At 49.4% G+C, this 21,719-nt stretch carries 21 protein-coding genes; 6 read left to right on the top strand and 15 right to left on the bottom strand.

Annotation, left to right across the window (positions count from 1 at the left end):
- Window positions 1-17: 17 nt before the first annotated feature.
- Window positions 18-2,933 carry a PAS domain-containing protein gene (locus V5T57_RS16660; RefSeq protein ID WP_332892385.1) on the top strand — a complete coding sequence of 972 codons (2,916 nt, stop codon included), beginning with the start codon at window positions 18-20 and terminating at the stop codon, window positions 2,931-2,933.
- A 75-nt stretch (window positions 2,934-3,008) separates the two neighbouring features.
- On the opposite strand, the gene V5T57_RS16655 is transcribed toward V5T57_RS16660, so the two are convergent.
- The 9 genes from V5T57_RS16655 to rpsF form a co-directional block, all read right to left on the bottom strand.
- Window positions 3,009-5,624: a bacteriohemerythrin gene (locus V5T57_RS16655; RefSeq protein ID WP_332892384.1), complete on the bottom strand. Its 2,616-nt coding sequence runs from the start codon at window positions 5,622-5,624 to the stop codon at window positions 3,009-3,011.
- A gap of 129 nt (window positions 5,625-5,753) precedes the next feature.
- Window positions 5,754-6,881, bottom strand: a complete 1,128-nt coding sequence (locus tag V5T57_RS16650) for a response regulator (RefSeq protein WP_332892383.1) — start codon at window positions 6,879-6,881, stop codon at window positions 5,754-5,756.
- A 9-nt stretch (window positions 6,882-6,890) separates the two neighbouring features.
- A complete protein-coding gene (locus tag V5T57_RS16645) occupies window positions 6,891-10,286 on the bottom strand; it encodes a response regulator (RefSeq protein WP_332892382.1) in 3,396 nt (1,131 codons plus the stop codon).
- Between the two features lie 267 nt (window positions 10,287-10,553).
- A complete protein-coding gene (locus V5T57_RS21010) occupies window positions 10,554-10,784 on the bottom strand; it encodes an FmdB family zinc ribbon protein (RefSeq protein ID WP_442918232.1) in 231 nt (76 codons plus the stop codon).
- Window positions 10,785-10,845: 61 nt separating this feature from the next.
- The gene (gene rplI / locus V5T57_RS16640; protein ID WP_332892381.1) at window positions 10,846-11,295 is read right to left on the bottom strand and encodes a 50S ribosomal protein L9; all 450 of its coding nucleotides are present in this window, start codon (window positions 11,293-11,295) and stop codon (window positions 10,846-10,848) included.
- A gap of 21 nt (window positions 11,296-11,316) precedes the next feature.
- On the bottom strand, window positions 11,317-12,282 hold the full coding sequence (locus V5T57_RS16635; RefSeq protein ID WP_332892380.1) for a DUF2232 domain-containing protein: 966 nt from the start codon (window positions 12,280-12,282) through the stop codon (window positions 11,317-11,319).
- A gap of 41 nt (window positions 12,283-12,323) precedes the next feature.
- Complete coding sequence (rpsR, locus tag V5T57_RS16630) at window positions 12,324-12,626, bottom strand: 30S ribosomal protein S18 (RefSeq protein WP_442918231.1); 303 nt, start codon at window positions 12,624-12,626, stop codon at window positions 12,324-12,326.
- Complete coding sequence (gene priB, locus V5T57_RS16625) at window positions 12,619-13,011, bottom strand: primosomal replication protein N (protein ID WP_332892379.1); 393 nt, start codon at window positions 13,009-13,011, stop codon at window positions 12,619-12,621. Before priB ends, rpsR begins: the two co-directional genes overlap by 8 nt.
- A gap of 5 nt (window positions 13,012-13,016) precedes the next feature.
- On the bottom strand, window positions 13,017-13,451 hold the full coding sequence (gene rpsF, locus V5T57_RS16620; protein WP_332892378.1) for a 30S ribosomal protein S6: 435 nt from the start codon (window positions 13,449-13,451) through the stop codon (window positions 13,017-13,019).
- 168 nt (window positions 13,452-13,619) lie between these two features.
- Between rpsF and pgeF the strand changes: the two genes are divergently transcribed.
- Entirely contained in the window at window positions 13,620-14,396 is a 777-nt protein-coding gene (gene pgeF / locus V5T57_RS16615; RefSeq protein ID WP_332892377.1) for a peptidoglycan editing factor PgeF, read from the top strand.
- The gene (locus tag V5T57_RS16610; RefSeq protein WP_332892376.1) at window positions 14,291-15,733 is read left to right on the top strand and encodes a transglycosylase SLT domain-containing protein; all 1,443 of its coding nucleotides are present in this window, start codon (window positions 14,291-14,293) and stop codon (window positions 15,731-15,733) included. The genes pgeF and V5T57_RS16610 overlap by 106 nt, the downstream gene beginning before the upstream one ends.
- A gap of 35 nt (window positions 15,734-15,768) precedes the next feature.
- On the opposite strand, the gene V5T57_RS16605 is transcribed toward V5T57_RS16610, so the two are convergent.
- Entirely contained in the window at window positions 15,769-16,026 is a 258-nt protein-coding gene (locus V5T57_RS16605) for a CDGSH iron-sulfur domain-containing protein (protein WP_332892375.1), read from the bottom strand.
- On the opposite strand from V5T57_RS16605, the gene V5T57_RS16600 reads away from it, so the two are divergent.
- Complete coding sequence (locus V5T57_RS16600) at window positions 16,021-16,656, top strand: NUDIX hydrolase (RefSeq protein WP_332892374.1); 636 nt, start codon at window positions 16,021-16,023, stop codon at window positions 16,654-16,656. The two genes, V5T57_RS16605 and V5T57_RS16600, sit on opposite strands and share 6 nt — an antisense overlap.
- Window positions 16,641-16,934: a hypothetical protein gene (locus V5T57_RS16595; protein WP_332892373.1), complete on the top strand. Its 294-nt coding sequence runs from the start codon at window positions 16,641-16,643 to the stop codon at window positions 16,932-16,934. Before V5T57_RS16600 ends, V5T57_RS16595 begins: the two co-directional genes overlap by 16 nt.
- Window positions 16,935-16,980: 46 nt before the next feature.
- On the opposite strand, the gene V5T57_RS16590 is transcribed toward V5T57_RS16595, so the two are convergent.
- From V5T57_RS16590 to V5T57_RS16570, 5 genes are all read right to left on the bottom strand, one after another.
- Window positions 16,981-17,355: a hypothetical protein gene (locus V5T57_RS16590; RefSeq protein ID WP_332892372.1), complete on the bottom strand. Its 375-nt coding sequence runs from the start codon at window positions 17,353-17,355 to the stop codon at window positions 16,981-16,983.
- 5 nt (window positions 17,356-17,360) lie between these two features.
- Window positions 17,361-18,134, bottom strand: a complete 774-nt coding sequence (xth, locus tag V5T57_RS16585; protein ID WP_332892371.1) for an exodeoxyribonuclease III — start codon at window positions 18,132-18,134, stop codon at window positions 17,361-17,363.
- Between the two features lie 79 nt (window positions 18,135-18,213).
- Complete coding sequence (locus V5T57_RS16580) at window positions 18,214-20,115, bottom strand: HD domain-containing protein (RefSeq protein ID WP_332892370.1); 1,902 nt, start codon at window positions 20,113-20,115, stop codon at window positions 18,214-18,216.
- A gap of 36 nt (window positions 20,116-20,151) precedes the next feature.
- The gene (locus tag V5T57_RS16575; protein WP_332892369.1) at window positions 20,152-20,460 is read right to left on the bottom strand and encodes a hypothetical protein; all 309 of its coding nucleotides are present in this window, start codon (window positions 20,458-20,460) and stop codon (window positions 20,152-20,154) included.
- 117 nt (window positions 20,461-20,577) lie between these two features.
- A complete protein-coding gene (locus tag V5T57_RS16570) occupies window positions 20,578-20,799 on the bottom strand; it encodes a hypothetical protein (protein WP_332892368.1) in 222 nt (73 codons plus the stop codon).
- Window positions 20,800-21,175: 376 nt separating this feature from the next.
- On the opposite strand from V5T57_RS16570, the gene V5T57_RS16565 reads away from it, so the two are divergent.
- The gene (locus V5T57_RS16565) at window positions 21,176-21,706 is read left to right on the top strand and encodes a hypothetical protein (RefSeq protein ID WP_332892367.1); all 531 of its coding nucleotides are present in this window, start codon (window positions 21,176-21,178) and stop codon (window positions 21,704-21,706) included.
- The last annotated feature ends 13 nt before the right edge of the window (window positions 21,707-21,719 follow it).

Below are 21,719 nucleotides of genomic sequence, written 5' to 3'. Positions count from 1 at the left end.
GAGCAATGGATCATACTTTGGACGCTCAGATACATGAAGATGTGGGGCATTTTGACCGCAAGCTAACCCTAAATTTCGGTGGGGTTGTCTTGCTGATAATGCTGACCGTAAGTTTTGCATCATGGTATGCCTTCAGTACCATTATGAAGGATGAAGAGGTACGCCTGACCCATACCATAGCCAGCGTTGTAGGTGAAGCCGTTAGCCGTGTGAGTTTCTCTGGCAAACATCATACACGCCTGCTGGTTAAAGATTTAATACGTAAAAATCCACAACTTAACCATATTGGCGTTATCAATTTAGAGAACCAGATTATTGCCCATAGCAACAGTGACCTAAATGACAAAATGATGGCTTGGCCACAAGGGGTAAGCCTAAAAACGGTTCTTACCGAACCCAATAAACACACCAACCAGACCCTTTTTCAGCGAAAACCTGTACGCGAGGTTTTTTTACCTTACCACAGCGGCTTTAATAACCGCTTGGCAGGTATTATCCATATCGGCATCAAACAGCAACAGACCACAGAGGCTCTGAATCATGGCTTCTTTGTGATGTTGGTGATCATCACCATGCTAACCTTGTCTGCTATGTTGCTGGTTCACCAACTGAGCAAACACTACAGCAAGCCTGTTAAACGGTTGGCCAATCAAATGTCCAGCCTGCTTGAACATGCCCCTATGCTGATTGCCATACAAAAGGGGCAACATCCGCCCCATGTCACCAGCAACCAGTGGCACCGTTTTTCTCGCCCCCACCCTCTTCCAGATCACGCCGAGCTCCACCCGCTACTTCCCATTGAGGCTGGAGAGATTAACCATGACGCTTCAAAAGCCCAAGAGCGTAGCGTTATTTTGGATGATTCTGAGCATCATTTTCTTTTCACTCGCTTCCTACTTACCGAAGAGCAAGACAAGGATGATGTACAGCAAATTTGTACCATCGCCTTGGATATAACAGACCGTAAGCAGATGGAGAGAAAGCTGAGTGAGAGCGAAAACCGGTTTAGATCATTGGTGAGCAACTTACCGGGTGCGGTCTACCGTTGCAGCCTTGATAGTGATTGGACCATGCTCTTTATCAGTGAAGGGGTCGAGCGTATTAGCGGGTATATTAAAGAGGAGTTTATACAAAACCATATTCGATCCTATGGCAGCATCATCCATAAAGATGATCAGACGATGGTGGAACAAAAAGTATTTGAAGGGGTGACGCAGCATCAAAGCTACCGCATGGAATATCGTGTGATACACCGTGACGGTAGCACCCGTTGGGTTTATGAAGAAGGCAGTGCCCAATATGGTAGCCATGGTGAGGCAATGTGGTTGGATGGTGTAATTTTTGATATCTCCAGCCGCAAAGAGATGGAGCAGACCCTGCAACAAAACCGTACACGACTCCAAGCTGCTGTTGATGCCAGCCGGGCCGGTACCTTTTATTATACAACAGCCTCAGACCAAAACACCTGGGATGCCAGAATGTTGGAGATTTACGGGCTGGATGAAAATCAGTTTGGTGGCAATTACGCCGCGTGGGCACGCTGCATTCACCCTGAAGATCTGTCACGAACGGAACAGGCTTTTTTCCGAGCTCTGGGTTCACCAAGCACGCAAACCTATGATATTGAACATCGCATTATTCGCTCAAATGGGAGCTTGCGCCATTTACGCACCCAAGCCTGGATTCAACGAGACAGTCAGGGGCAAGCCGAGCAAGTCAGTGGTCTAGTCTTTGATATTACCGAGCAAAAAGAGGTCGAAACCACCCTTCGTCAAGCTCGAGAACAGGCTGAAGCAGCCAACCGCGCCAAAAGTGATTTTCTTGCCGCAATGAGCCATGAGATCCGCACCCCCATGAATGCGGTGATCGGCATGGGGGAGGTTCTCCTCGAAACCAAGGTGGATGAAGAACAACGTCAATACATTGAGACCCTTCAACATGCAGGGGAGGCTCTTTTAGATCTGATCAATGCCATCCTTGATCTCTCTAAGATCGAATCAGGACGCATGGAGTTGGTGGAGCAAGATTTTGACCTGCATAAAATGGCCAATGAAACCTGCCAGATGTTCCAGGTACAATGTCGGAAAAAAGGTCTTTTACTACAGCTAACGATTGACCCCCAGACCCCCAATCATCTTTTGGGGGATCTTTCACGTATTCGACAAGTGCTGTTCAACCTTATTGGCAATGCCGTTAAGTTTACCGACGAAGGTCAGATTGAAGTTTGCATTTCACCCATCGAACAGGGACAAAAACTTCTATACAGCGTGACAGATACAGGTGTGGGCATTGCCAAGGATAAGCAAGAGAGTATCTTCCAAAAGTTCTCTCAAGCAGACTCCAGCCTCTCTCGCCGCCATGGCGGTTCAGGTCTGGGACTGGCCATTTGTCGTCACCTTGTGGAGCATATGACAGGTCGTATCTGGGTCGAAAGTGAAGAGGGAGAAGGCAGTGCTTTCCATTTCACACTGCCTTGTAAAGTTGGAGCGCCAAAAGCAGAACTGTTAACCCACAGTGAAGATCTACACCGCAGTGAAGTGACCAAAGCACGTATTTTACTGGTGGAAGATTCCAAAGATAATCAAATGCTCATCCGTACCTACCTTAAAAGGGAACCTCATGAGTTGATTGTTGCCTGGGATGGAGAAGAAGCTTTAAAGATCTACAAATCCGCAGGTCCATTTAATCTTATTTTTATGGATATGCAGATGCCTGTTATGGATGGCTATGCCTCTACAGGCCACATTCGAGCCTTGGAACAGGCCAGAGGCATACCAAGCACCCCTATTATTGCGCTCACTGCGCACGCGTTGGAGGGGGATGAACAGCGAAGTTTAAAAGCAGGCTGCAATGCCCACCTAACCAAACCCATTCGCAAAGCCCATCTACTGGCCGCTATCCGAAAATATGCCAAGCCCACCGTGCAAGACTGAGGAACCGTTATACACCCCATTAAAAAAGGCCACTTTTCAAAGTGGCCTTTTTTAATGGGGATAAAAAACGATACGTTAGAAGATACACCGGTCATTTAAGTGCATGGCATAGCGGCGGTCTTCATTTAAAATATGCTTGATCAGCCAGTCACTGAAGAAGCCCTGGAAATCAATACCATCAAATGTATCTCGTTTCTCAATTTCATCCTGAAATGCCACCACCTGTTCAACCAGCTTTACATGCAGTTTTTTATGTTCCTCGACATCCGGGTAGCCATAAGAAGACATGACCTGCTCTTCTGACCGAAAATGGTACTCTGTGTAGCTAACCAGAGAATCTACGGCTTTCATTAAAGACTCTTTACCCATATTTGAGCGAATGATCTCCATAATACTATTGGCGATCTCCACCAATTTTTTATGGTGGGTATCCATCTCATGAACACCAATGGTAAAGGCATCACGCCAGACGAAGACCTGATCATTATCTTCACCGTGGATAATACTCTGAGCCCGTTTAAGATAAGACTCGTAGAGTTTCCACCGGACAATGGGTATCTCCTGCAACAGTTCACCTGGAATTTGCAACACTTCTGTTGGCTCTAAAACCTCCAGGTGGAACAGGCAAGGGAGATCGAATACCGCCCCCTCTTCCCCAAAATAGTCACGAGGGGTCAGTTCATCTAACGTCTCTTCACCAACCATACGACGCACCCGACCCGCTTGAATCATATTCAAATAGGTCAAGTCTCGACAGCGAATGGCATCGCCCGGCATATAACGACGGGCTGTAATTCCATCCAGCATCTGGTTAAGTACAGGGTAGGAAAGACCTTCACCAAACAAACTGGTGGATTGTAAAAAGGCCCGTACTTCAAGGTTGTTCTGCAGTTTTTCCAACAGCCCATGACGGCGGATAATCTCCAGAAACAAGAAGATGGGAATCCGCAGGCTCCAAACAAAATTAACGGCCCGGTAGCTGGCTTCAGAGGGACAGTGGTTCAATACCGCTAGCTCCCCGACAAAGGAGCCCGCATCCATATAGCCATGCACCTCATGCAAAGTACTAATACGCTCAACCGTACCGTGCAAAATGAGCATAATATCATGGGCTTGCTGCCCCTCTTTCAACATGATATTACCGGGGTTAAACTCAACCAGATCTCCATTTAATAACGCTTGGTGATCTTCAGGTGGAATTTCAGGGAAATAGGCTTCTAGAAACTTAAGGGCAGAGTCCCGAGTACGGTTAATTTTACTTCGGATCAAGACGTCCACCACCCCATAAGGCGCACTGGATCCAATCTCTTTTTGTGCTGTGTTGAGTTCCAAAGAGGTGTGGGAAAGCAGAATTTTTTCTGAGAAATCATTCCGAAAATCTTCCGCTTCCCCGTGAATCATTCCCCCACCAATATCGAGCTTTTTCAAGTCGACTGGCGCCAGATAGTCCACCTTAATTTTCTCATAAAACGCTTGTGTAACGCCCGGCTTGCTCTCATCTTCTTCAATCATCCCTTCCAGTACTTTTAGGGAGACAATATCTGCATAGTGGGCATAAACCTTATACCCTTCGTTCCATAACACCCGGAACTGGAAGATGGTTGTCTCCAGAGGGTGGGGGGAAAAAATGGGTTTAACCTCTAGCCCTTCTAAGCAGTTCCAGCACCCTTCAACCAGATCATGGATCTCAAAGTAGTCGGTAAAGCGCTCATACTCCATGGCCAGCAAGGCGCCCAGCTTACGTTGTACCGTGGCACGCACCGCCGGAGTGGCAAAATATTTCAAGCGCCGACCTGCGCGCATGAGGGTTGTAATACCGCAAAAATGGTCATCGTGTGCATGGGTATGGAAAATCCCCTCCACCTCATCCACTCCAACCCCTAAGGCTGACAGATTGTTATAGAGGTTTGGCCCTGCATCAATGAGATAGAGCTTGCCCTGGAACATCAGCATGCTGGACATGCTGGGCCGGTTTACATCCCAGCCGTCACCTTCCCCGCTATGCAAAACGGCAAAATACTCCCGTTTAAAACGCAGATAGCCTAGTGGATAAGGGGATTCATAATGGGTGCTCGTTGGCAGGTTGAGATCAATGTCTACAGTCTCATCTTCAAAGCTAAAGCGGAACTGATTGGTGTCCACCCTTTCGATATAGAGACCATTGCGAATTTCAACTTTGGTATCTGCAACCACCAACCCATCAAGCAGTTGATTGGAGGGGGAGATACGGCCAAAGGCAAAGCGAAGCTTCAACCGCATCTGCCACTGGGCATCTTCACGAGAGACCCCTGCCTGGATTAACTCTTCTTCTGAAACCAGACCATAGTTACCACGAAAAATATACTGCATCTGAGCATTCACCTGCTCAGAACGCCCCAATAACAGAGGCTTTTGACCGGTATTATTGGGATGGTTAGGTATAATCATACCCTGCTTATAAAGCATTTGCAGAACAGGAAATTCACCCAAATTGCTTAGTTCACCATTTTGCAGCATGACATCCGACAGCAAAATCGCGTTGGGTCCTGTCTCAAACGGAATACCATTTTTCTCCCGCTGCTGGATCAACCCACGTTTCATCAAGTGTTTCACGCTATCTGCAGGACACCCACAGAGAACGCGTAAACCTGCTTGAGGCGCTTCCACCCAAAATATCCCTCGGGCAACAGAAACTTTTAGCAGCTTTTCCATGAACTTTCCCTATTATGAAGCGGGCTTATTATTTTGTGGCCATTATTTTCTTACGGCACAGCACACTTTAATTAAAAACCGTTGTCACTCAGTTAAAACACAATCATAGATCGTGTTACATTGACACAATCAAGAATTGACCGCTACCTCTTGCAGTAAAGTTTGCCGCTCTTCTTCGAAATCTGCCAAAGAGAGGGCAATCTCCCTAAATTGTGCCTCCAATGCCACAAAAGCATCGACAACCACAGGGTCAAACTGTGTTCCTCGCCCTTCACAGATAATACGCACCGCTTCTTGATGGGCCATGGGGGGTTTATAAACCCGTTTACTAATAAGCGCATCATACACATCAGCCAGAGCCATCAAACGGCCTGAAAGTGGTATATCAGTACCCGACAAACCTTCCGGATAACCGTTACCATCCCACCATTCATGGTGGTAACGTGCAATCTCAGCCCCTAACCATAAGAGCGGATTATCCTCATAACGTTCCTGACCACTGCGCAAGGAGCGCCACCCATGCATGCAGTGCTGTCGCATTTGGGTGAACTCCTGATCATTCAACATATCGGCCTTCAGCAAAATATCATCGGAAACCCCAACTTTACCGACATCGTGTAAAGGGGAGGCCTTGGCCATTAACTCTGGCGTATAGGCACCAAACTGAAACTGATAGTCCCGGTGCTCCCAAAGACGCTGGGCTAAAATTTCCATGTAGCGCTGAGTACGCCGAATATGTCCGCCGGTTTCCGGGTCACGGGTTTCAGCCAATGTGGCAAGGCTATTGATACTGCGTTGCTGGGTATCCGCCAATTGCCGGGTGCGTTCAGTCACCAAGTTATCCAACATATCCCGATGGCGCTTTAGCTCCACTTGGTTGCGGACCCGTACGGTGACCAAAGGGGGTGAAAAAGGTTTAACAATATAGTCCACAGCACCAAGATTAAGTCCACGGAACTGATCCTCTTCCCCATCCATAGCCGTAATAAAAATAACTGGAATATCCCGAGTATGCGCCTGATCTTTAAGCTTGGCACACACTTCGTAACCATCCATACCGGGCATCATCACATCCAACAAAATAACGTCTGGTTGTGGGTCAGAACTGGCTAACTCCAATGCACGCATGCCATCTCTTGCAACAGTAATGGCGTACTCAGAAGAGAGCGTCTCCATTAAGATTTGCAAATTTTCTTTAACATCATCAACCAACAGCACCCTTGCCCGCTGTCCAAGCGGGTTTAATCCCACACCCATACCTACCCCCTAGGATGACTTTAATGTTGCCAGCACATGGTTTAGTGCCAACTTAGCCTCTGGTATATCAAACCCTTGAGCATGATCCAATGCTGTTTTAATGTGACCTTCCAGAGTATTCCCCCCCACCATATTCAAAACCCCTTGCAGCCCCTGTAACCCTTGAGGTAAATCCTGCTCTAAATCCTGCATGATCTGCTCAATACGTAGCGCAATGGCTGCTGCTTCTATGGGTAACACCTCTTTTGCACACGGCTCCGCCGTAGGATCAGCGGATCCCGCAGGTAAGCTCTGTTCAAGCCAGGTTAAGATGTCAGAAACAATCTCTTTAAGCATCTGTAACTGTTCCTGAGTATCTTTATTCTCACGCTTCAGATCTTTCTCCAACTGCCCGGCGAGTGTGGACAGTTTATTCATATGTAACTGCCCAGCCACACCTTTCATACTGTGCACCAAGTTAATCGCATCTGCACGGTGGTGAGCTTGCACAACCCACTCTTCTAACTGCGTCACTTGCACACCCCATTGATCCCGTACCCCCTCTAATAATTTTATCATTAACGGGGTATTACGGTTCAGGGCAATCCAAGCCTGTTCCAAGGCTACTCCTTCAGGTCCATTTTCAGGTAAACCTGTCTCTTGTGCTGGTGTGAGCGCATGCTGTACCGATGTTGTTGGTACCTTTAGGTGTTTGGCCAAGGTTGCGTAAAACAGCTCAGGAATGAGCGGTTTGGCAATATGGTCTTTCATACCTAACGCCAAACAACGTTCACGATCACCCGATAGCGCATTGGCAGTTAAGGCCAAAATAGGCGGAGCATCGTTACCTTGAGATTGCAGGATCTGCTTGGTGGCTTCAATACCATCCATCACCGGCATCTGTAGATCCATTAAGATCAGAGCATAAGGAGCTGCCTGTGCCGCTTCTACAGCTTGCAAACCATTTTCCACACAATCCAATGTCACACCCGTTGGCACCAATAACTCCTGAACGACCTCAATATTAAGCGGGTTATCTTCTGCCATGAGCAGAGTTTTGCCACGCAAATCAGGAACCATAATGGGGTCAGCACGCTTTTGGACAGGCCGCTGCCAACTGTGCGTAGAGGGCTCTTTCTTGGCCTGCAGTTGGGTAATGGCATCCAGCAACATTGAGGGATTAACCGGTTTAATTAAAAAGCCATCCAGCTCAGCTTGGTCAGCCTTGTGCATCACCTCTTCTCGCCCATAGGCGGTGACCATAATGATGGTGGGCATATCTGCCCCTTGCAGACTTTCTCTAATTTTTTGACTGGTTTCAATGCCATTCAACCCTGGCATTTGCCAATCCATCAGCACAAAATCAAAAGGATCCGGTATTTGCGCAATGGCCTGCAAAGCCTCTTCGCCAGATGCAGCGGTTGTCACCTCCAACCCAAACCCACCCAACATATCCTTTAAAATATTCTGAGCCAGCGCATTATCATCCACCACCAACACTTTCAAACCTTCAGGGAGTTGGTGTGAAGCGGAGAGCAAGCCACCGTGCCGTATGCCCAACTCGAGGTCAAAACTAAACGTACTCCCCTGTTTTGGTTTACTTTGAACGGTGAGCTCCCCCCCCATTAACTGAACAAGCCGCTGACTAATGGCCAGACCCAGGCCGGTTCCACCATAGCGACGTGTCGTACTACTATCCGCCTGTTTAAAAGCCTGAAAAAGATTAGAAACTTGGCTTTTTGTCATGCCAATTCCTGTATCTTCAACAGAAAAACGAACCAGTACACCTTGCTGATGCGTATCAATTAATTCAATACGGACCACCACCTCGCCACGGTCTGTGAATTTTAATGCGTTGCCCACTAAATTAATCAAGATCTGCCCCAGACGTAGCGGGTCGCCTTCGAGCAAGTCCGGTAGTTTTGCATCGCGATGAAAGAGCAACTCTAGCTTCTTCTCATCGGCTCGAATGGCCATAAGGTCCGCTAACGATGTCAATACATCATCAATACGCAGGGGGGCCTTTTCAATCTCCAACTTACCGGCTTCAATTTTAGAAAAATCCAAAATATCATTCAGAATACGCAATAAAGAGTTTCCAGCATTGTGGACCTTCTCCAAAAAATGGCGCTGCCGATCATTTAATTCTGTCTGTAAACACAAATGTGTCATACCGAGAATGGCATTCATTGGGGTGCGGATTTCATGGCTCATATTGGCCAAAAACTCCCCTTTAGCCCGACTGGCGAGTTCGGCGGCCTCCTTGGCATCACTCAACGCTTGGGCCGCCTCTTGTTCTGCTCGGATGTCTGTAAGAATGGCATAGATACCAATAATCCCCCCCTCTTCATCATGGTGAGGGTTACCATGCAACTGCACGGGTATACGTCGGTGATCACCGCAATTTAAATGGATAGAGCACCGCACAGGTGTACCTTGCCCCATTTTCTTTAAAAACCCCTCCAGACGCGGCTGCTCTTCTCCACAAACTAAGTGAGGAAAAGGGGTTCCCTGCAGTGTGCTTTGAGTTTCCCCAGTCCATGTAAGAAGCGTGGGGTTAGCCTCTAACACCCGCCCTTTTAAATCCATCATCACAAAACCTTGGCTCATGTTTTGTAAAATAGAGTTCATCCAGCGACGGCTACTCGACAGACGGCGGCCTGCAAGCGCACTGACCCAGGCGATAACCAGCAGCGTCAGTGTGGTTAAAGAGACGGCCACAGCTAAAGGTAAAGGGCTGTTTACGGTATAGCTGCTCGGTTGACCAAGTGGAATAAAATAGGCGGCTTCCATTGCCGTGTAGTGCATACCGCTGACTGAGCCCCCCATAATAATGCCACCAATCAATGAAGAGAGATGACCCGGCCCAAGAGGTGTATGGTGTTGTAAAAATGATTTAACGGAAAGTGCAATCACCGCCAAAAAAATCGCTACGGCAACTGAGAGTAAAAAGAGAAAAGGGTCATAGCGCAAAATGGCATCCATCTCCATCGCCGCCATGCCAGAATAGTGGAGTGCGCCAATACCGCCCCCCATAACCACACCACGGGAAACAAAGGTGTGCCAGGTTGCTTGACCTCTACCCAATACCCCCAGGGCCATCCAAGCGGCTCCAAAACCAGGCACAATTGAGATCAAGGTCACCCAAGGATCATAGGAAACCGTGCATTCCAGCCGAAAAGCCAACATGCCCACAAAGTGCATGGCCCAAATGCCCATGCCCAGAGCAATGGCCCCACCCGCACGCCACGCCATAACCACAGACCGATTCTCATCCCTCAATCGGCTGGATAGCTGAAAAGCGGTATAGGCAGCCAAGATAGAGATCATGACCGACAGTGAGACTAAGAGTGGATCATAGATCCCTTCATAAACCGCCAAACCTTTTTGATCCTGAGAAATAAAAAATTGTGACCACAATGTCATAAACATCCCCCATACCTTCTAAACTTGCAGGGTTAGAGAGGTAGGCATCCTTCATTAATCAAGTTGGCTATCACTCAGTTTTTCATAATTTTTTATGGAAACAAAACGCTTTTTCTTGCTGCAGACACCACACTGGCGGACATCTATAAAGAGAACGCCTTGCCAACACAAACATATTCTTACATTTATCAAACAGTTGCCTACAAAAAAAATGGCGCATTCCAACATGTGGAATACGCCATTTTTATTTTCAAGGGTACCTTTTCGTCATGCGATGGGACATCCCCCACCCATGCCGCAGGCCCCGCCCGCACAAGGTGACGGTGGTGCACTATCCTGACCCATTTTCGTAGAACCAACGATTCCACCAGTGGATAGAATTTTGCGGATCTCTTTGGCCTCACATTTGGGGCACGCCAACTTAGGCGTTTCAGACATACTATGCTGAACCTCAAATGTGTGGTCGCAGCTGTCGCATTTATAGTCGTAAAGCGGCATTACTCTGCTCCAAACTTAGACGGTTACCCTTAAGGTCGATCAATCAATCACCCAAAGGTGATTATTTAACCGCACGCTCAACATTGATGCTCATAACGCGCACAACATCAGGGTGCAAACGTACACGAACCTGATGCTCACCCAAGGTACGGATGGGCTGCAGGACATCAATGACATTACGGGGAATACTCAGCCCCTGCTCTTTATAGAAAGCAGCAATGTCAGCGTTGGTAACAGAACCAAACAGCTTATCCATGGCACCGGCTGGACGCTCCAGCACGACGGCCACTTCATCCACCTTGCTAGCCAGTGTTTCGGCTTCAGCCAGGATCTCAGCTTGACGTGCTTCATACTCAGCACGCTGAGTTTCAAAAACCGCTTTGTTCTCATCCGTAGCAGGCAGAGCCTTACCTTGGGGGATGAGATAGTTACGGCCATAACCGGCACGGACCTTGACTACTTCGCCCAGGTTGCCGATTTTACCAATCTTTTCCAGAAGGATCACTTCCATCCTTACCTCCCGAAAGGGTTTTCACCCTTCCCTATTTTGCGTTCCCGCCATCTTTTTGCGGAAATCAAACCATGTATCGAACAGGCCCAAAAGGACCAGCATTAGCATAAATTGTTGTAACCAGAACACCACAACCATGGCCCAAAAGAGCAAACGGATATGACGCTTAATCTGTTTATAGCGGAACCAGCTATCCAGGATCGCCCACCCTTGAAACAGGTAAGGGATAAGCGCAAACAGCAACAAGTTGACAGCCAGTTGCTGTACCGTTCCTGAACCAACGTAGCTCACCCCAACCAGCAGCAAGATCGCCCATACCCACCGCAGGGGTAGACGCATGGATCTTAACCGCTCTTCACTTTCACCATGCCACGCCCCTTGTGCAGTGAGCATAACCCGGCTTAAGTGTAGATTGATGGCTTGGATTAAAAACCACGTCAACGCCAGCAGAGAGGCAAACAGATAGCGCACTGTCAGAACGATTTGGTCAATCGTCTCTTCCAGTTGCACTTTCTGCTCAGCTGTAAAAGCCTGAACACCTTTTTGCTGTTTTCCCGCCTCTTTCAAAATGGCTGTTTTCTGTGTCTCCAAGTAGCGATTCATCAAAGAATCCGTATCACTACTGGGGGCACTGGCCGTTGCAAGAACAACGGCAAAACAGCCAAACAGAAAGCCCATACCCATGGCCTGCTGTATGCCATAGCCCATATCCCGAATCATCTTGACCACAAGCCAAGGCAGAACCAGATAGGGGCCAATCAAAAACAGGGCGGCCAAGGGGTCTTTGGCCTGAAAGCCCAGTGCCAGCACTGGAACCAGCAGAGCCAGTAGCGCAGCTCTACTCCCATTGCGAAACCCTGTCATATAGAGTGGCAGGGAGATCAACACAATAGCCAACGGCGCCAGATGAGAGCCGGTAGTTATGGCGGTAACCATCAGGGCTGATAACAGGCCTGATACCGCAGGGTGGTAGAGTATGCGCTCCATGAACTGTTCCGGTCAACACACCCGAAGGTGCGTAACCTCCATCACTTCACAATGAAGGGCAGCAGTGCGATGTTGCGTGCACGCTTGATGGCGGTTGAGAGCTTACGCTGATGCGGAGCACATACACCGGTGATGCGGCTAGGTACCATTTTACCGCGCTCGGTGATGTAACGACCCAGCATTTTAGGGTCCTTATAGTCAATTTTCAGCCCTTTGTCGGCGCAGAAAGGGCAGACTTTGCGGCGACGGAAGTAAGGACGACGTGCGCTGGCCAGAGGGCGAGCAGGGCCACCACGGCCACCACGACCTTCATCGGACTGTTCTTGCTTATTATCTTCACTCATGATCACTATCCATCTCATTACCACTGGGAGTAACCCCAGCGGAGGCTGATTCCATCTTGACCTGTCGGGCGACCAATTCAAAACGACCCCAACGGATCTGATCCTGTCGCTGATGACGCTTTCGGTTTAACTTTCCCCGAACACGTACAGAGTCACCTTGCTTAACCTTTTGCCATTGAGCCGCCAGATCCCCAAGCACAACCACATACATCTGTACAGTTGCATGTGTTAAGGGCGGGAGATCAGAAACTTGGGACTGATGTTCAACCAACCAAGTTAAGACCGCCGTACCAGCTGGTGTATAACGTAGTTCGGGTTCTTCAACCACTAAACCACTTAACACCACCTCATTGAGAGGCTCTTCATCGGCAACAGGCCGAGACATGGTAATTAGGCACCCGCTTCAGCGGAACCCTCTTCAGCTGCGGGAGCCTCTTCGGCAACCACTTCGGCAGGGGTATCTTCAGCTGCTTTTTCTTCAGGCTTTTCCTCTTCACGGACCTCTTCTTCAGGTGCCAGTGGAGAAGCAGCTTCTGTGATACCTTCGATGCGGACGTTCTGGAATTTCAGCACATCTTCATCGATGCGAAGCTTAGCTTCCAGATCATGTACCATGGAACCTTCACCTTCCAGAATATGGAAGACGTAGTAGCCTTTGGCGTTCTTGTTAACCAAGTAAGCCAATTGACGACGGCCCCACAGCTCGGTACGGATAACCTTACCGCCTGTTGCTTCAACGTTATCGCTGAAGCGTTTGTTGACACCTTCCACCTGTTCGGTGGTCAGGTCAGCCCTGAGAATATAGATACTTTCGTAGAATGCCACTTAGGCACCTCCTTTCGGATGACGAAGCCAACTCATTGCCTCGATGTAGCCCCTTTACCAGTACCACCCAACTGTGGAACTGCTAAAAAGGAGCAAGGAAGCTTTGAACAGAAAAAACGCGCATGATAATAAAGAAGGGGTAACCAACGCAACCAAAAAGTGAGCGCTATGCTGCTAGATGACCGAACATTTCCTGTTTTAGCACCTATCCACACCTTTCAAACCGATCGACAAGGCGGTGTAAGTCGCGGAAATTATGCGGACCTTAATCTAGGCGATCATGTTGGCGATAACCCAGAGTCTGTTTTAGAAAACCGGCGGCGTCTTCATCATCATTTAGGGTATGAAGGCTTAACGGTGCTGTATGCCCAACAAGTTCATGGCAACACCACCGCTATTATTGAGGGCGCCCCCCCCAAACAACCCCCCCAAGCCGATGCCTTGGTCACCAACCAACCCAACCTGGTTTTGGGCATGATGACGGCGGATTGCCTACCCGTACTCTTTGCCCACCCCCAAAGTGGTGTCATTGGTGCCGCCCACGCCGGATGGCGGGGGGCCGTAGAGGGGATTTTAGAGAGCTGCCTCCATGGCATGCAACGCCTCGGAGCTCAGCCCGATGAAACCATCGCTATGCTCGGGCCATGCATCCAGCAAAACCAATATGAAGTGGATGGCGCATTTTATGCACGGTTATTAACGGATCATGGTGGCAACACCATCTTTTTTAACCCTTCGCCTCACCACTCGGACCGTTGGATGTTCGACCTGCCCGGCTTCGCCAAACGGCGTTTACAACTGGCTGGTATTCGTGAGGCAAACTTGTACGACTGCGAACGATGCACTTACCAGGAAGAGTCAAAACTGTTCAGCCATCGCCGTTCAACGCACTACGGACAGATACCCTGTGGTCGTCAATTAAGTGGCATCTACCGCTTATCTTAGTACTCGTTGGGCTGCTATTTTACACTCAGCCAGCTTTTGCCACGGTAAAGCCGGCTAAAAAGGATCTGTATAGACTCACAGAACAGGTCGCAGATGAGATGGGCCTGGATCGCCAGCTACTTAAAGCACTGGTCATGACCGAGTCGTCTTACAATCCCAATACGGTCTCAAAAACCGGTGCCATGGGGTTAATGCAGTTAATGCCCCTGACCGCCAAAGATATGGGGGTCGCCAACCCTTATGATCCGGAACAGAATCTACGTGGTGGCGCTAAATATCTTAAAATGTTACTTAAACGTTTTGACAGCCTGGTCTTGGCGTTAGCGGCATATAATGCGGGGCCCGGCAATGTAGAACGTTATGGCACCATTCCACCCTTTGCCCAAACCCGCCGCTATGTGCAGAAGGTTCTGACCCACTATGGGAAATTCAGACAGGCAGAGTTGGCATTAAAAAAGAAGAAGGGAACGGAAGCTCTAGGTAGCTGGGATCTGGCCTTGGCTGATCTGGCGGTGCTTTCTCGTGAGATTGAGCGCATGGACAAGCTTAGCCGCAAACAAGCGGCCAAAAAGGTACCAAAAAAAGCTCAGCAGGTGGCTACCACACCCAAAGCTTGGCAGCGCACCATGTCAAACCCAGAGCCCCCCAGGCATCTACCGGCTCCATCCGAACCGATCTCTTTAGTGGATGGCTTGGTGACCTTCCAGAAGCTGGATGGTGTTGGACAACGTAAAATTCAGGTGAACGTTCCGACCAAAGCCTCTGTATCAGACAGCCGTGAGGCTCGTCGTACCAAACGACTGGCTCAAGAACGAGCACGTATAGAGGCACGCCGCGCCCAACTGGAATCGCGTAAAAGGGTACAAGCGCTTAAACGCAAAAAACAGCTTGAGGCACTGGCTGAAAGACGGGCAAAGACAGCTGCACTCCGTGAAGCAAACCGAGCTCGGGCACAAAGATTGTCTCTTAAAGCCAAACAGAAAGCCTATTTGGCCGCGCAACAAAGGATGGGACTCAGCCGAGCGGGCGCGCCCGCTAAGCGAGAAAGTATTAAACTGACTGAACCAACCCGTAAGCAGGTTGCTCCAATCCAAGTAGGCAAAGATGATGGGCAGTCCCTGCGCAGCTACCGAAAGGCGGATGGTTCGCTGGTTTTTACAACCCAGCCACCAACCGAGCAGGAGCGTCAAGAGGACAAGTCAGCCAATGTGGTTACCCTGCCCTCTGTCAAACCGGCTAAAAGCAATGGGCGCACCCTGGGGGACTACCAGCGTCGCCAGCGTAGCCCAAGCATGCCCAGCAAGCGAGAAGGCATTCATATTCGCGGTTCAAGCTAACCAAGAGTTAGGCTTAGCCGTGTTATAGCGCCTCATTAACCATTATGTCGCTTAATGCGTGCGCGCTCTTCTCGACTGTAGCCGTGGGCACCATCACAAACAGGTGCTGTTTCTGTACGACCACACTGGCAGATGGGAACATTACGGGATTTTTCCACAGAAAAAACCTGCGCATTACGGCACACAGGACCTTGTTGCCGGTCACAAAGCGGATGTTCCAGACTATCTCCACAGTGGCAAATTCGATACTCTCCCGGCTCTAGCCGGACGATAATGGGATGCATGTCATGCATGGTTCCACTCCAGATCCGTTAACATCAGCACTGCCGGACCATTTACCGGACCGGCTTTCATCGCAAGAGATTGCGGCAGCTCTTCAGCAAAATCAACCCCCAGCAGATTGGTCCTGGGAAGATCCCCAGCTCTGTACCGCTGCGGTCGTGGTGGTTTTAATGCGTCAACATGGGCTTTGGCATACCTTATTGATCCAACGCCCAGAGAACATTCCCCATCATCCTGGGCAAATTGGCCTACCGGGCGGGAAAAAAGAGTCCTTTGACCAAACCCCACTGGATACAGCCCTGCGGGAGTGTCATGAAGAACTTGATATACCAGCCGAAGCGCTGATCCCTCTCGGCAGCATGATCCCCTACGACACCCACACCACCGGTTTTCGGGTTATGCCTCTGTTTGCCTACTTACCCAAAGCCGTTCCTGTCAGCCCCTGCCCGAGAGAAGTGGCGGAGTTGTTAACCGTTCCTCTACACCCTTTATGGCAGCAAGAGGAAGAGGGACGTCATATCAATCCACAAGGAGGCTATCACTATCACTGGCAAGGGCGTACAATTTGGGGAGCAACAGCAATGATCCTTCACCGCTTTTTTGCACGACTCAAGGAGCAGGCCCCATGCGTATTGTACTAATTTTGGTGGTTCTAGTACTGGTGGTCATCATGACCGTGCTTGGTTTGCGTCACCTTTGGAAAGCCCGACAAGGGGAGGTCATAGAAGGAGAGGTCATAGACCGACCAGAAGAGGATCTCACCCATAACCGCACAGCTCAGCGTGTTTTGGCGCTGCTCTTGGGTCTTATGCTCGTGGGGGCCATTGTGCATCTTGTTGAGACCAGCAACGGGCCAGCCGAACACTACACCCCTGCCCGACTGGAAAATGGTCAAATCATCCCCGGTGAGCTGAAATAAACTGACGGCTTATAGGTGAGTGCGCGCCACTTACAGAGCTGTGCGCTTAAGCTTGATCATGCTTCCACAGCTGGTAGCGGTCTTCAAACAACTTTTCCATTTTGGGGATAATTTCCGTATCTGCCCCCCCCATTACCCGCTCCATAATTAGTTGTGAGGCGGCATCAAGCAGGCTCATATCTGCTTCAATCATGGGGTAATTCTTTTTAAGGCGTTTGAGTGCTTTGACCGCACTTTCCCCTTTGGGGGCAGCAATATTCAAAGGCTCTAACACCACCTCAACCTGAGGTTCTTGCTCTTGACGCTGACTCAACAGAAAGTGAGCAAAGGCCTCGAGCGCATGGCGATCTTCAGATCCAAGCTGTGTCCAGACGTCCAAGAGCGCTTTAGCTTCCTTTGGCACTTTTTTTTGGATCATCATCTCCCTTACTCCTGATAGTGGGCAATGACAGGGGCATGATCCGAGGGACGCTCCCATCCCCGTGGCACCTTGTCAATATGACACGCTGTTAGCCTGTCTGTTAATGCACTACTTGAGAGCAGGTGATCGATACGAACCCCCATATCCCGACGAAAAGAGCCTTGGCGATAGTCCCACCAGCTGAAGAAGCCCTCGGCTTCATTAAGATGACGAAAACCATCGACCAAACCTAAGTTCAGCAGGTGTTGGTAGGCCGCCCGCTCTGGCGCAGAGACCAGAATACGCCCCTCCCAAAAGGTTGCATCATAGACATCCCGATCATCTGGCGCGATATTATAATCACCAAGCACAACCAGCTCAGGATAGCGTTTCATCTCCTGCTCGACAAACTGATGCAGCTTCTCTAACCAATCCAGTTTATAGAGATACTTATCACTGCTCAGGTCGGCTCCATTGGGTACGTAGCAGTTGATCACCCGCACCCCTTGAATGGTGGCCGCCATAAAACGTTTTTGTGTGGCATCCACCCCTGGCAAGTCCAAGATCAGATCCGACGCATCCATCTCATAACGACTAAGAATCGCCACGCCATTGTAGGTTTTTTGGCCATTTTGGCAGACATGCCACCCCAACTCTTTAAAACGATCTGCGGGGAATTTTTCACTGATCATTTTGATCTCTTGCAAGCACAGCACATCACATGGATCATCTGCCAACCATTGGGCTACATGGTCTTGGCGAACATTCATGGAGTTGACGTTCCAGGTCGCAATACGCATGGCTATCCTCTAACAAGAATCAAGGGAAAGAAGTGCGGGGTAGTGTAGGTAAAAAAACGGAAAAAGTCTCGGGGATGCCTTAATTGTTGCGACTGGACCACGTATACTCTTGCAATGAAACAACGCTAGGCAGCTCTCTTAAGCGGGTCAAAACTTCCCCAAGTGGGGTAATATTCTCATGACCCACCTGCAGGGAGACCAGCAAACGTGTTGCAGACTTGGGCTTACTCTCGGTCTGGTGGATACGAATATCACGGGCTTGCAACGTTTGAAAAATCTCTGCCATGGCCCCACCACTACGCTCTACGGCCATCACCAAATTTAAATTGGCTTGATCACACGCATCCGCCAAGTTCCAACTACCGCGCTCCCACAGGATATCGTCACCACTACTCTGCACCTTGTCACAAGAGGCGGTATGGACAATCCATCGACCATCTGCCGAGGCACGCCCCACCACCGGATCACCAGGAACGGGACAGCAGCAGTTTGACCAGGAAATATCACCACTGGCTAAAGCGGTAAGGATAAACAGACCCTGCTTGGGATGTTGCACCCCATGCACCGTGCCCTCACGGTTTTTAAGCGCCTGTTTGACCATGGTCTTGGCCCGTGCGGTTTTGACGACATTCAACCAATTACGCAATGGGCGGCTACTTTTGGCGGTGATCACGTCAATCACATCACCATCTTTAAACGGGTACTCGGGTGCCCGTTTAACACCGTTGACATAAGCCCCCGCACAGCGGTTGCCAATCTCTGTGTGCACGGCAAACGCAAAGTCAATAACGATGGAGCCAGCAGGAAAAGTAAAGCGCTCACCTTTGGGGCTAAACGCATCCAACAGATCTGGAAGTACATGCGCATGAACTTCTGACATCCGCAGGTCACTATCCCCCAGGGTACTGAGCAGACGCATATACCGCCCGGTATAGGGTGAAGATCCCTCCCCCCAGTTGGCTAAAATACCGTAGCGGTTACTTTCATCTTTGCGGTTTTCCACGATCTGCACATTAACCGGCACCCCCCCCCACAAAGTTCGGGTTACCAGGGCTTGATAACCGTTAATACGAGGGGCATTCATATAATCTCGGATATGTCGGGGCAGCGGTTCAAAATGATCATGTACCCGCCCAAGAATGCGCCACGCATGCGCGGCATCCTCCACAAACAGCTTTAAACGATAAACCGGCCAACCCACGCGGTTGAGCCGCCCAGTGCCGGGTTTTTCGGCCAACATAAAGTAGTCGGCAACCTTACGTGGCTCTAAAATAAGGTCTGTAATCAAACCATCTTCATTAATCTGCGCAACATCCTTCACCATGTTATCCATGCTTTCACCACACTGGTTTTGCAAGGATCGCAGGGATTTACGCGCCCGCTCATACTGAACGGGCATAAGATGAGGCAACAGACGGTCGATCAGTGCATCAGCCATGACGATCATACCCAGACGCCGGGCAATCCCCACATAGATCAGACCCAGACTGGCCTTAACTTTGGCTTTTTCAGGACCGTGAACCTCTAACGTTTCGGAGTTATGCAGAACATCAAAACTTTTGATAACCAAAACCCGCAGATCACGGGAAGCCGCACGCAGAATACGTCGATAGGTGGCGGGCATATCCCCCCCACCTGTTTGCAGATTACGAATTTTGGAGAGTGCTTCAACGATGCTCAGCACCTCAGGATCAAGGTCACGAATGGCGGCCTCGGCCTGTTTCTCTTCAGGTGCATCTTCAATGGAGTCATGCAACAGTGCTGCGCAGATACCTGCTGTGTCTACCAACCCCCAACTAAAACAGTGGGTGGCAACCTGAACACAGTGGATAACATAAGGGGAGCCATCTAACTTACGAAATTGCCCTTCATGGAAGTAGACAGCCAAGTCTGCTGCTTTCTGAACTTGGGCAGCGGCTTCATCACCCAATCGCTCACGGCAATGGGTAACGAGATCCTCAATCTGGCGATCAACTTCCAAAACGGGCTCCTATGCATGGTAATGTAGGGTGAAGCACTACTTTTTAAACAGTGCCTCTGCAGCATCCAATGCTGCATCCTTTGCAACGCCTTGCCTATGACCCATGGCCCCCTTACTACCCTGGGCTGGACGTGGCTTAAAAAAGTCACAAAAGTTTGACTTTTCTTTATCCACAACCCGCTCAGCTTGGGTCTCATGACACGCATTGTAGGCCTCTACCGCATAAAAATGGCAGGCCATACAACAGCGTAGATCACGACCACATCTGTCACAATAGGCGCCCCGCTTAAAATCCTCTGCTTCCAGAGAATGTTTACAGGACCAACATGCATAAGGTGTTGTCATGGCAGACTCCCACCGTCAAACAAGAACAGGTTGCATACAAGGTCTAACATAGTTTGTCAGACCCTGCCATATGCAACCGAACTTTGACCGGTGTTCGCCTACTTTTGCGACGACTTATCAAGCCGTACTATGCCCTTCACCAATCAAAAAATCATGTACACGACCCAAAATACCGTCCAGCTCGGTCGCTTCATCATCCGACAGCCCAGGAATATTATCCAGACGCTCTACCTTGGTCAGCTCTTGATCACTAAGAGCTGCCAAAGCTTTTTTATAATCCTGCTCTGTGCAATCAAGCTGTTCTAGCCGTGCCAGAGATTGAGTGAGCATGGTCTTCATTGAAAGTGTCCTCCGCACTTGGGGAAAAAACGAAATCATCTCCGCAACCCCTACTTATACACGATCCATGCCACAACACTTATTACTTTATATTCATAAACTTAAACATTATCCGAACCATAAATAGGGTACTTATTTCCCACCCAACAACCGGCAAATTCGACCTTTTTTGCCCCAAAGGGCAAACGCTACCCAGGTCAACAAAATTCATAAACAGGGAGGGTAGCCAGATAGAATCCCGTGAAGTCCTATCCAAGAGTATGTTTATAATGGAGAGGTATCGAAGGAAATTGAAATTTTTTATTTCAATCAAGGCCATTTTGGATCGGGCTAAATCGACCCACAAAATGGCTCAATGGGGAGTGGGCATAAGGTCATGGCCAAGAAAAAAGAGAGTAAAAAAAAGAGTGGTGCTACCGATGGGGTTGCACTGGATAAAGAGAGTACCCGGCGCCTCGCCCGGTTGAGTGAATCCACAGGCATTAGCCCTGCAGATGTTATCGCTCAGGCACTCAAACATTGGGAGGAGCAAGGGTTAACCCAACCGGCCTCCAACACGCAAACACCCAATGCCTTGCCGACCTCTGGTCAAACACCCAACACCGTGCAAGCAACCGAGCAAATGATCCAGAAAGCCCATGAACATCTGTTGGCGCAACTGGATAAACGCCTCTCTCACTCCTCGGCTCAACCCTTGCCTGACCTCGGCGAACCCCGCCGCGCTATGAATGAAAAAGAGCGTACAACATTGGTCAAAGAGGCCAGTCAGCTACGTGAAGAAGGGTTATCCTGGGGGCGTATTGCAGATATGTTCAACCAACGTGGCCAACCCACCTTAAGCGGTGTCGGCAAATGGCATGGACAAACGTTGGGTCACTGGATCAGACGAGAAACAACCGGCTCCTAACCACTTATCCCTG

Origin of the sequence: Magnetococcus sp. PR-3, from assembly GCF_036689865.1 — a bacterium.
GTDB lineage: Bacteria > Pseudomonadota > Magnetococcia > Magnetococcales > Magnetococcaceae > Magnetococcus.
This window is presented reverse-complemented; position numbering and strand designations above follow the sequence as displayed.

Excerpts from the sequence above, each read along its gene's own strand:
- V5T57_RS16655 (WP_332892384.1), bottom strand. The coding sequence starts at position 5,624 with ATGGAAAAGCTGCTAAAAGTTTCTGTTGCCCGAGGGATATTTTGGGTG.
- V5T57_RS16650 (WP_332892383.1), bottom strand. The coding sequence starts at position 6,881 with ATGGGTGTGGGATTAAACCCGCTTGGACAGCGGGCAAGGGTGCTGTTG.
- V5T57_RS16645 (WP_332892382.1), bottom strand. The coding sequence starts at position 10,286 with ATGACATTGTGGTCACAATTTTTTATTTCTCAGGATCAAAAAGGTTTG.
- V5T57_RS21010 (WP_442918232.1), bottom strand. The coding sequence starts at position 10,784 with ATGCCGCTTTACGACTATAAATGCGACAGCTGCGACCACACATTTGAG.
- rplI (WP_332892381.1), bottom strand. The coding sequence starts at position 11,295 with ATGGAAGTGATCCTTCTGGAAAAGATTGGTAAAATCGGCAACCTGGGC.
- V5T57_RS16635 (WP_332892380.1), bottom strand. The coding sequence starts at position 12,282 with ATGGAGCGCATACTCTACCACCCTGCGGTATCAGGCCTGTTATCAGCC.
- rpsR (WP_442918231.1), bottom strand. The coding sequence starts at position 12,626 with ATGAGTGAAGATAATAAGCAAGAACAGTCCGATGAAGGTCGTGGTGGC.
- priB (WP_332892379.1), bottom strand. The coding sequence starts at position 13,011 with ATGTCTCGGCCTGTTGCCGATGAAGAGCCTCTCAATGAGGTGGTGTTA.
- pgeF (WP_332892377.1), top strand. The coding sequence starts at position 13,620 with ATGCTGCTAGATGACCGAACATTTCCTGTTTTAGCACCTATCCACACC.
- V5T57_RS16610 (WP_332892376.1), top strand. The coding sequence starts at position 14,291 with ATGCACTTACCAGGAAGAGTCAAAACTGTTCAGCCATCGCCGTTCAAC.
- V5T57_RS16600 (WP_332892374.1), top strand. The coding sequence starts at position 16,021 with ATGCATGGTTCCACTCCAGATCCGTTAACATCAGCACTGCCGGACCAT.
- V5T57_RS16605 (WP_332892375.1), bottom strand. The coding sequence starts at position 16,026 with ATGCATGACATGCATCCCATTATCGTCCGGCTAGAGCCGGGAGAGTAT.
- V5T57_RS16595 (WP_332892373.1), top strand. The coding sequence starts at position 16,641 with ATGCGTATTGTACTAATTTTGGTGGTTCTAGTACTGGTGGTCATCATG.
- V5T57_RS16590 (WP_332892372.1), bottom strand. The coding sequence starts at position 17,355 with ATGATGATCCAAAAAAAAGTGCCAAAGGAAGCTAAAGCGCTCTTGGAC.
- xth (WP_332892371.1), bottom strand. The coding sequence starts at position 18,134 with ATGCGTATTGCGACCTGGAACGTCAACTCCATGAATGTTCGCCAAGAC.
- V5T57_RS16575 (WP_332892369.1), bottom strand. The coding sequence starts at position 20,460 with ATGACAACACCTTATGCATGTTGGTCCTGTAAACATTCTCTGGAAGCA.
- V5T57_RS16570 (WP_332892368.1), bottom strand. The coding sequence starts at position 20,799 with ATGAAGACCATGCTCACTCAATCTCTGGCACGGCTAGAACAGCTTGAT.
- V5T57_RS16565 (WP_332892367.1), top strand. The coding sequence starts at position 21,176 with ATGGCCAAGAAAAAAGAGAGTAAAAAAAAGAGTGGTGCTACCGATGGG.